This window comes from Azospirillum sp. (assembly GCF_035627195.1).
Lineage (GTDB): Bacteria > Pseudomonadota > Alphaproteobacteria > Azospirillales > Azospirillaceae > Azospirillum.
In genome coordinates, this window is the sequence record NZ_DASPMG010000385.1 from 1 (window position 1) to 8,964 (window position 8,964).

Consider the following 8,964-nt stretch of genomic DNA (forward strand, 5'->3'; position numbering starts at 1 on the left):
TCGGACAGCGCCGGCGGCTTCGGCGGCATCGTCGGCGTCATCCACGACCTGTTCGACGACCAGCCGACCGAGGCGCGGCTGCAAACCATCCTGGAGCAGAGCCCGATCGGCGTGTCCGTTTCGCGCCGCGACAACGGCCGCGTGATCTTCGCCAACCAGCGCTTCGCCGAGCTGATCGGCATGCCGCGCGAGGCGCTGATCGGCGCCTTCGCCCGCGACTTCTATGTGGACGAGCACCAGCGCAACCGGGTGGTGGAGCGGCTGAAGGTGTCCGGCTCCGTCGTCAACATGGAGGTGCAGTTCAAGAAGGCCGACGGGTCCACCTTCTGGACGCTGTTCACGGTGAACCAGGCGTCGATCCACGGCGTGCAGGTCAACCTCGCCTGGATCTACGACTACACCGAGCGGCGCAACATGGAGGAGGCGCTGCGCGACATGGCCTCCAAGGACCCGCTGACCGGCATCTACAACCGCCGCTCCTTCATGGAGCTGGCGCGCCAGCAGATGTCGCGCGCCCAGCGCTTCAACGAGCCGATGTCGGTGCTGGTGCTGGACGTCGACCACTTCAAGCGCATCAACGATACCTACGGCCACGCCACCGGCGACGACGCGCTGCGCATGGTGGCGGGCGCCTGTTCGGCCATGCTGCGCGAATACGACGTGCTGGGCCGGCTGGGCGGCGAGGAGTTCGTCATCATCCTGCCCGGCACCACCGGCGACGAATCCCGCGTGGTGGCCGAACGGCTGCGCCGCCACCTCGCCAAGATGCCGATCCCGGGGCCGGAGGGGCGGTTCCACCTGACCGCCAGCATCGGCATCGCCGGGGCCGACCATTCCGTCGACACGCTGGAGAAGGCCATCCACCGCGCCGACCTGGCGCTGTACCGCGCCAAGCGCGAAGGGCGTAACCGGGTCATCGTGTACGAGCCCGGCATGTAGCACCCCCGGCGGGCTAAGGCCGAATGCCGTTCGGCGCCCGGCCTCCCGCGCATTACATGTCGGTGCCGGTGAAGTCCTGGCAGCGATGCGATCGGGGGTTGTCCATGCCGGTTCTCAGCGGTGGACGTGGGGTTCGCGCCGTGGTGCTGGTGGCGGGCATGATGGCCGGGATGGCGATGCTGGGCGGCTGCGCCATGACCGGGTCGCGCTACGCCCAGCCGTCGGACGCCTGCTTCGTCCACCGCAAGGCGCTGGACACGGCCGGGCAGGGGTTCGCCGGCAGCCCGGCGGAGGTGACGGACGCGGCGGAAGCGGGCGCCTACTGGCAGGCGCGCCGGGCGCGCACCCGCGACCGCGGCCGGCTGTACAATGCCGTGCTGGCCGACGCGGACGCCGAGGTGCACCGGCTGGGAGCGCTCCGCACCGCGTTCGACCGGCTGATGGACTGCCGGCGCGCCCAGGCGGCCGAGCTGCGCGAGGCGTGGTCGTCCGGCCGGACCCCGCGCTGGGAGGCGCGGGGCCTGCTGGACGAACTGGCGGAGGCGGTGGGGGCGGACCGGGCGCTGGCCGATGACATCGCTGTTGACCTGGAGCGCCGCACGGAACAGCTTGCCCATGCCAGCGAGCGCATGAGCCCCGGCACCGGGGCGAAGGTGCGGGCGCGGGCGATGCGCCGCGCCGCGCTGCCGGCGCGGGACGACGCGTCGCTGCGGCGGCGCGTGCGCGTGCTGCCGACGGGTACTCTGGCGGCGGACAAGGCGGCGGCGCGCACGGTGCGGATGGTGGAACGGCTGCTGGAGGGGCGGGAGCGCTTCCGCCTCGCCCGCGCGGCGGTGGCCGATCCTATAGTTGTGACGGGGCGGTGGTGACGGGGCGGCTCGATTCGCCCGCGGGGTGACGGCAAGGGAGGAGGGGCACGGTGGTCGCGACGTTCGAGACGAAACGCCTGGTGGCCGCGCGTGCCCATCCGGACGACCTGGACGACCTGACGCGCATGCACACCGACCCCAAGGTCATGGAGACGCTGGGCGGCAAGGCGTGGACGCTGGAGCAGACGCAGGCGTTCCTGGAGCGCGTCATCGACCACTGGGACCGCCACGGCTATGGCGTGTGGACGCTGCGCGACCGGGAGACGGGCGCCTTCGCCGGGCGCGCCGGGCTGCGCCGCAAGGTCATCGACGGCTACGAGGAGACGGAGCTGCTGTACGCCCTGATGCCGGAGCATTGGGCGCAGGGGCTGGCGACCGAGGCGGCGCAGGGCATCGTGCGCATCGCCTTCGACCGGCTGATGTTCCCGCACCTCGTCGCCTTCACCCAGCATTCCAACGCCGCCTCGCGCCGGGTGATGGAGAAGGCCGGCTTCGCCTTCGAGCGCGACTTCATCCACGCCGGGCTGCCGCACGTGCTCTACCGCATGCGCCGGCCGTCCGGTGGTGCGGGCTGATCCGGTGGCGCTCACCCGCCAGCAGCGCCGCCAGCAGGAGCGCGACGACGAACGCCTGCTGCGCCACGGCATCCCGCTGAACGAGGACGCCGCCCCGCTGCTCGCCGAGGCGCGGCGGCTGCTGCGCATCCTGGCGCGCGGCGAGGCGACGCGCGCGGGCGACGCGGCGGCCGCCATCCACGCCGGCTTCGACACCGCGCTGCGCTGGGCCAAGCCGGAGCCGGCGGCCTGCCGCCGGGGCTGCGCGCACTGCTGCGTCAGCTACGTGGCGGTGACGGCGCCGGAGCTGTTCCTGATCGCCCGCAGCCTGAAGGGCCCGCGCCGCGCCGCCGTCGCCGCCCGCGTGGCCGAGGCGGACGCCGTGACGCACGGCCGCACCCTGGCCGAGCGCTTCGCCGAGCCGCGGTTCTGCCCGCTGCTGGAGGACGGGGCGTGCGGCGTCTACGCCGTGCGGCCCAGCTCCTGCCGCAGCCTCGCCAGCTTCGACGCGGAGGCCTGCGCGCGGGCCTTCGGCGCCAACAGCGGCGAGGGCCTGCCCGGCCCCGCCGCCGGCCTGGAGCTGCGCAGCGCCTATCAGGCGAGCTTGCGCGCCGCGCTGACGCTGGCCGGGCTGCCGGCCGCGGCGTACGAGCTGAACGCCGGGCTGAACCGCGTGCTGCAGACCCCCGACGCCGAGGCCCGCTGGCTGGCCGGCGAGGACGTGTTCGCCGGCATCCCGGCGGAAGGCGGGGCGAAGCCCAATTTCGACGCCACGGTGCGGTTCCTGGTGCAGGAGATCCGGGCGGAAAACGGGTGACGTCGGGCCGTCACAACGCCCGCGCCGACAGGGGCATCCCGCGCACTTCGGCCACGTATCCCTCCAGCTCCGCGGCGCGGCGGACGCCGGTGTGGCTGGCCATGACGCGGCGGCGGGCGGCGCGGCCGATGGCGCGGGCGCGCTGGCCGGGGGTGTCGCGCAGCCAGCGCATGACCTGCTCGCCGTCGTTCGTGATCAGGATCTCCTCGCCGGGGGTGAACAGCGTCTCCAGGCCGTTCCAGGGGTCGGAGATGATCGGCACGCCGCAGGCCGCCGCCTCGAACAGGCGCACGCTGGGCGACCAGCCGGCGGCGACCATGTCGGCGCGGGTGACGTTCAGCGTGAAGCGCTGCGCGTTGTAGAAGCGGCGATGCTCGGCCGGCGGCAGGTGCTCCACTCGCGCCACGTTCTCCGGCCAGCCGATGCCGTCGGGGTACTGCGGCCCGGCGACGATGAAGGAGCCGCGCTCCCACGCCCGCGCCGGCTCGACCAGCAGGCGGTCCAGCGTCGGCTGGCGGTCGGGGCTGTAGGTGCCGAGGTAGCCGAGGTCCCAGCGCACCGGCCCCAGCTCCGGGTAATAGCCCTCGGGATCGACCGAGCAGTACAGCACGCGGGCGCGCTGCGCGCCGAACTGCCGCTCCAGCCGGTCGAGGATCGGGCCGCCGGTGAAGGAGAGGTAGAGGTCGTAGCCGGGGATCTGCCCGGCCGACAGGTATTCGGTGTCGCCGCGCTCCAGCCGGGCCACGGTCACCGGCGTGTCGATGTCGTAGAAGGCGGTGACGCCGTGCGCCGTGCGCTGCACCCAGTCGCCCACCTCCACGCCGTCCGGCACGTAGGAGCCGACGATGACGAGGTCGGCGCGGCGCACCGTGTCGGCGTAGCGGTCGGCCAGCTCGTCCAGGCTGTCGTAGAGGGCGACGTCGCAGTAGTCGGGGCTGGGCAGGTCGCGGTTGTCGGCGTACCAGGGCTTGTCGCGCTCCAGGAACAGCACGCGGTGGCCGCGCGCCGCCATGCCCTTCAGCAGCGCGCGGAACGTGGTGGCGTGCCCGTTCCCCCAGGAGGAGGTGATGGACAGGCCGAGGACGACAACGTCGAGTGCACGGGCCATCACACACCCTCCACATGGCGGAAATGGGCGGCGTCGGTGCCGGACAGCAGCGCCTCCACCAGCACGGCGCGCTGTTCGTAGGTGTGGTGCGCCAGCACGCGCTTCAGCGCCGCCTGGCCGATGGCGTGCGCACGCTCCGGCGTCAGGGCCGCCACGTGTTCGGCCACCGCCGCACCGTCGCGGGCGACCAGCACCTCCGTGCCGGGTTCCAGGAACGTCTCGATGCCCACCCATTCGTCGGTGATCAGGCAGGCGCCGGCGCCGGCCGCCTCGAACACGCGGGTGGCGGGGGAATAGCCCATCCGCGCCATGCTCTCGCGCGAGATGTTCAGCACCGCCACGGCGGCGCAGTTCAGCGCGTTGTGGTCGGCGGTGTAGACGTGGCCGATGGCCTTCACGTTGCCCGGCAGCGGCTTGTCGTGCCAGCCGTTGCCGCCCAGCAGGAAGCGCTTGTCCGGCAGCCGCCCGGCGGCGTCCAGGAAGAACTGCTCCACCCGCGCCTCGCGGTCGGGCAGGCGGTTGCCGAGGAAGGTCAGGTCGGCGAAGAAGCGGGCGTCGAAGGGCACGGGGTGGTGCGTGGCCGGATCGAGCGCGTTGTAGATGGGCACGCAGGCCTGTGCCCCCAGCGCCTTGAACGCCGTCACCACCGGCGGCCCGCCGCCGTAGGTGAGCACGAGGTCGTATTTCGGGATCAGGCCGCGCAGCGGCTGCTCAGGCTCGGCGTCGAGCTGCGCCAGGGTGGCCGGCGCGTCCACGTCCCAATAGACGGCCAAACCGTCCGGGCGGCGGATCGACAGCACGCCGGCCGCCAGCTCGTCGTCGAAGACGCCGACGCCGCTGGCCTTCACCACCACATCGGCGCCGCGCGCGTGGTCGAGCGCGCCGTTGAGGCCGTCCTCGGTGGCCGGATAGACGACGACGCGCGCCCAGGGGGGATCGGGGATGTCGCGGTGCTTCTGCCGGTCGTAGGCGTCGGGCTCGTAGAAGGTCACCCGGTGGCCGCGCATGGCGAGCGCCCGGATGATGCCCCGGTAATAGGTCGCGGCGCCGTTCCAGTAGGCCGAAACCAGGCTCGAACCGAAGAACGCGATCTCGAGACCGGCCATCAGACGATGCCCTCCTTGATGTCGGTGGTGGCGATGTCGGTGTTGGCGATGCCGGTGGTGACGCCGAGCGTGCGGCAGACGGACAACAGCTCCTCCACCCGGTGCGCGCAGGTGTGGCGGCGGCGGATGGTCTCCAGGCCGGACCGCGCGATGCTCGCGGCCATGGCCGGCTCGTTCAGCAGGACGCGCAGCAGCTCCGCCATGGCGGTGCCGTTGCGGGCGACAAGGTAGTCGGCGCCGGGCCGGAACAGCCCTTCCGCGTCGTTCCAGGGGGCGGAGACCAGCGGGATGCCGCAGGCCAGCGCCTCGAACACGCGGATGGTCGGGATGCCGGGCAGCGCCTCCACATAGGGGCGGCGCGGCACGTGCACGGTCACCCGGTGGCGGGCGAAGGCGGCGGGCGCCTTGTGGTTGGCCAGCCAGCCGGCGTAGGCGATGCCCGACCGTTTCAGCGCCTCCAGCGCGTGGCCCGGGTAGCGCACGCCGTGCACCCGTGCGCGCAGCTTGAGATCGCGGACGGGACCCAGCAGGAATTCGTGCAGTTCGGCGGTGCGCTCGCCGTCGCCCCAATTGCCGACCCAGACGAGGTCGCCGTCCTCGGGCGCTCCGGGCATCGGGCGGAACAGGGCGGTGTCGGCGGCCTCGTGCCACGTCCAGGCGCGGCCGGTCCACCCCAGCCGCAGATAGCGCTCCCGCAGCACCTCGCCGAAGGCCAGCACGCCGTCGTAGGCGGAGAGGTCGAGCGCCGCCATCTCCTCCGGCTTCGACACGACGCGGTGGTGCGTGTCGTGGAACAGCAGGCGGTAGCGCCCGCCCCGCGCCCGGTGCCGGCCGATGCGGGCGACCAGCGCCGGATCGGTCCATTCGTGCACCAGCACGACGTCGGCCCCGTCCAGCGCCTCCTCCAGGTCGAGGGTGGCGGGGCTATAGGTCTCGGACGTCATGCCGGGGAAGGCGGCGTGGAAGTCGTCCACGGCGGCCGGACCGCCGTCGGCGAGCAGGTTGGACCGGCTCCATCCGTCGGCGGGCTCCAGCACGCGCACGGCGTGGCCGCGGGCCATCAGCTCGCGGACGATGCCGCGCAGGAAATGGGCGTTGCCGTGGTTCCAGCAGGAGACGAGGGAGTGGCAGAAGAGAACGAAGCGCATCGGCTTCCGCTTGTCGTTGGTGTGGCGCGGCCGGGGCCGCGTGTCGTGCCCATGGTTTCGTGTGGCGACCCGTCTGCGAAGCCCGGGAAAAGCGGTAATCGCTCCGCACGGGGGTAGCCTACCCGTAAGCCACGGGGCTTAGAGCGAAGTACGCCCCCTCTTAAGCCCCTCTCCCTTGACGGGAGAGGGGTTGGGGAGAGGGTGGCGCCGCGCAGCGGCCAGGAACTCTTCTTCCGCCCTGCCGGGCGTAAATCCCCCTCTCCCCAACCCCTCCCCCGCGAGGGGGGAGGGGCTTTGGTTCATGTTCGCGTGCGTCCTGTTCAGCAGGGTGGCGTACGCGTCCAGATAGCCGCGCGTCATCCGGGCGGCGGTGTACGTATGCGCCCGCCGCCGCGCGGCGACGGACAGCGCCTGCCGGCGCCGGGGATCGGCGGCGAGGCGGTTGAGTTCGCGCGCCAGCGCGTCGCGGTCGTCCGGGTCGGCGAACACCGCCGCCCCGTCCCACAACTCCCGCAGCGTCGGAATGTCGCCGAGCACCAGGGCGCAGCCGGCGAACGCCGCCTCCAGCGCGGCCAGCCCGAACGGCTCGTAACGGGCGGGCAGGGCGAAGACGGCGGCGCGGCCGAACCAGCGCGCCAGCTCCTCCGAAGGCACGCGGCCGAGGTGGCGGACGTGGCGCGGCGTGCGCACGCTGCCGTCCGGCCCGGACGCGTCGCCGGCCACCACCACCGGCCAGTCCACGCGCGGGGCGGCGGCGTCCAGCGCCGCGATGTTCTTGGCCTTGTCCCACACGCGCCCGGCGCTGAGGATGAAGGGCTGCTTGGGCAAGGGGCGGTAGAGGCCGGCGTCGCGGCCGTTGTGGATCATCCGGCGGCGCTGCAGGTCGCCGTAGAGGCGGCCCAGCGTGTCCAGCATGGCGTGCGTCGGCGCCACCACGAGGTCGGCAAGGCGCAGCCCGTCGGCCACGCGGGCAGAATAGCGGTCCCAGCCGGCCGGCGCGTCCTCCCCATGCACCGCCTGCCACCAGGAGCGCACGCAGGAATGCCCGACGCACAGCACCGGGGCGCGGAACGGCAGCGCCGCCTGGGCGTAGCCGTTGACGTGCACGACGCCGGGGCGGATCTTGCGCTCCAGGTCCAGCAGCCAGTCGCCGGCCTTCAGCAGGTCCGCGTCCGGGTCGGCCATCCATTCCAGGCGGAAGGGGGCCTCGTCCAGCGTCAGGCCCGGAATGCGCGCGGCGGCGGCGCGCTTGCGGTGGTCGACGCCGCCGCCCATCACCGCCAGCGAGGTGCCGACCCCCGCCCGCGCCAGCCCGCGCGCCAGTTCCAGCGCGTAATCCCAGACGCCGCCGACGGCGTCGGCGGTCATCAGGACACGGCGGGGGTGTGCGGCGGCCGTCACCTCAGTCGTCCCCCGCCACCGTTTCCAGTTCCCGGATCGGCAGGGGGCGCTCGTCCTGCAGGTCGCAGAAGGCGCCGTGGTGGGTCAGGTAGTGGTCCACCGCGCGCTCCCACGCCTCGTCGTCGGGCAGGCCCCAGCGCAGGCGGTATTCCGGAGAGCCGGGATAGGGGAACAGCGGCACCGGGTCGTTGGACCACACGCCGTGCTCCAGCATCATCGCCCGCCATTCCTTGATCTCGGCCGGGTCGTCGCTTTCCGTGCGGATCAGGTTGGCCTGCACGAAGGGCACGACTGTCTTGGCCAGGATCAGGCGCTGGCTCAGCTCGTCCGTGCCCATGCGGCACTTCTTGTCCAGCGCGGCGCGCCCCTCCACGCTCAGGCTCTCCACGCCCGCCTCGATGGACACGCAGCCGGCGCGGCCCAGCAGCTCGATCATCGGCGGCTTCCACAGGTCCAGCCGGGTCTGGATGCCGAATTTCACCGGCCGCTCTGCCAGCGCCTCCAGCAGCGGCTGGTTGGGCAGGAAGATCTCGTCGATGAAGTAGACGTACTCCACACCTTGCGCGATCAGCCCGTCCAGCTCCTCCAGGATGACGGGCAGCGGGCGCTTGCGGTAGGCGTCGCGGAAGTTCTCCTTGGCGCAGAAGGTGCAGCTGTAGGGGCACCCGCGCGAGGTCTCCATCTCCGCCCCCGGCGCCGTCGGGGCGCCGTCGAAGCGGTGATGGTGGTGGTGGTGCCGCTTCACCCATTCGTCCGGCCAGCGCAGCGCCGGCAGGTCGGCGAAGGCCGTCGCCGCCGGGCCGCCGTTCACGCGGACCTCGCCACCATCCCACACGCACAGGTGCTGCAGCGTGCGCCAGTCGGCGCATGCCGCCATGCGGACCAGCACCTCCTCGCACTCGCCCATCACCACCGCCTCGACCCCCAGCTTGCGCAGGGTGGCCTTGGGCGTGGTGGAACCGTGCGGGCCGACGGCGACCATGCGGCGGCCGACGTCCTTCAGCGCCGCGACGGTCCGCATC

Annotated in this window: 9 protein-coding genes; 4 read left to right on the forward strand and 5 right to left on the reverse strand. The window is 72.8% G+C overall.

Features of this window, described 5'->3' with window-relative positions; translation table 11 throughout:
• The 4 genes from VED21_RS33520 to VED21_RS33535 form a co-directional block, all read left to right on the forward strand.
• The coding region (locus VED21_RS33520) for a sensor domain-containing diguanylate cyclase (RefSeq protein ID WP_324890262.1) at window positions 1–939 on the forward strand (939 nt) is incomplete at its 5' end.
• A gap of 104 nt (window positions 940–1,043) precedes the next feature.
• Window positions 1,044–1,808: a hypothetical protein gene (locus VED21_RS33525; protein WP_324890263.1), complete on the forward strand. Its 765-nt coding sequence runs from the start codon at window positions 1,044–1,046 to the stop codon at window positions 1,806–1,808.
• A gap of 50 nt (window positions 1,809–1,858) precedes the next feature.
• A complete protein-coding gene (locus tag VED21_RS33530; protein ID WP_324890264.1) occupies window positions 1,859–2,383 on the forward strand; it encodes a GNAT family N-acetyltransferase in 525 nt (174 codons plus the stop codon).
• Window positions 2,373–3,179, forward strand: coding sequence for a YkgJ family cysteine cluster protein (locus VED21_RS33535; protein ID WP_324890265.1), 807 nt, complete (start codon window positions 2,373–2,375; stop codon window positions 3,177–3,179). The genes VED21_RS33530 and VED21_RS33535 overlap by 11 nt, the downstream gene beginning before the upstream one ends.
• Before the next feature lie 10 nt (window positions 3,180–3,189).
• On the opposite strand, the gene VED21_RS33540 is transcribed toward VED21_RS33535, so the two are convergent.
• The 5 genes from VED21_RS33540 to VED21_RS33560 form a co-directional block, all read right to left on the reverse strand.
• Window positions 3,190–4,287 carry a CgeB family protein gene (locus VED21_RS33540; protein ID WP_324890266.1) on the reverse strand — a complete coding sequence of 366 codons (1,098 nt, stop codon included), beginning with the start codon at window positions 4,285–4,287 and terminating at the stop codon, window positions 3,190–3,192.
• Window positions 4,287–5,393, reverse strand: a complete 1,107-nt coding sequence (locus VED21_RS33545; RefSeq protein WP_324890267.1) for a CgeB family protein — start codon at window positions 5,391–5,393, stop codon at window positions 4,287–4,289. The genes VED21_RS33540 and VED21_RS33545 overlap by 1 nt, the downstream gene beginning before the upstream one ends.
• Window positions 5,393–6,541, reverse strand: coding sequence for a CgeB family protein (locus VED21_RS33550; RefSeq protein ID WP_324890268.1), 1,149 nt, complete (start codon window positions 6,539–6,541; stop codon window positions 5,393–5,395). Before VED21_RS33550 ends, VED21_RS33545 begins: the two co-directional genes overlap by 1 nt.
• Window positions 6,542–6,679: 138 nt before the next feature.
• The gene (locus VED21_RS33555; RefSeq protein WP_324890269.1) at window positions 6,680–7,942 is read right to left on the reverse strand and encodes a glycosyltransferase family 4 protein; all 1,263 of its coding nucleotides are present in this window, start codon (window positions 7,940–7,942) and stop codon (window positions 6,680–6,682) included.
• 1 nt (window position 7,943) lies between these two features.
• Window positions 7,944–8,964, reverse strand: a 1,021-nt coding sequence (locus VED21_RS33560) for a TIGR04295 family B12-binding domain-containing radical SAM protein (protein ID WP_324890270.1), incomplete at its 5' end; no start/stop codon positions are given.

Coding starts and splice junctions, on each gene's coding strand:
- VED21_RS33525 (WP_324890263.1), top strand. CDS start 1,044: ATGCCGGTTCTCAGCGGTGGACGTGGGGTTCGCGCCGTGGTGCTGGTG.
- VED21_RS33540 (WP_324890266.1), bottom strand. CDS start 4,287: ATGGCCCGTGCACTCGACGTTGTCGTCCTCGGCCTGTCCATCACCTCC.
- VED21_RS33545 (WP_324890267.1), bottom strand. CDS start 5,393: ATGGCCGGTCTCGAGATCGCGTTCTTCGGTTCGAGCCTGGTTTCGGCC.
- VED21_RS33550 (WP_324890268.1), bottom strand. CDS start 6,541: ATGCGCTTCGTTCTCTTCTGCCACTCCCTCGTCTCCTGCTGGAACCAC.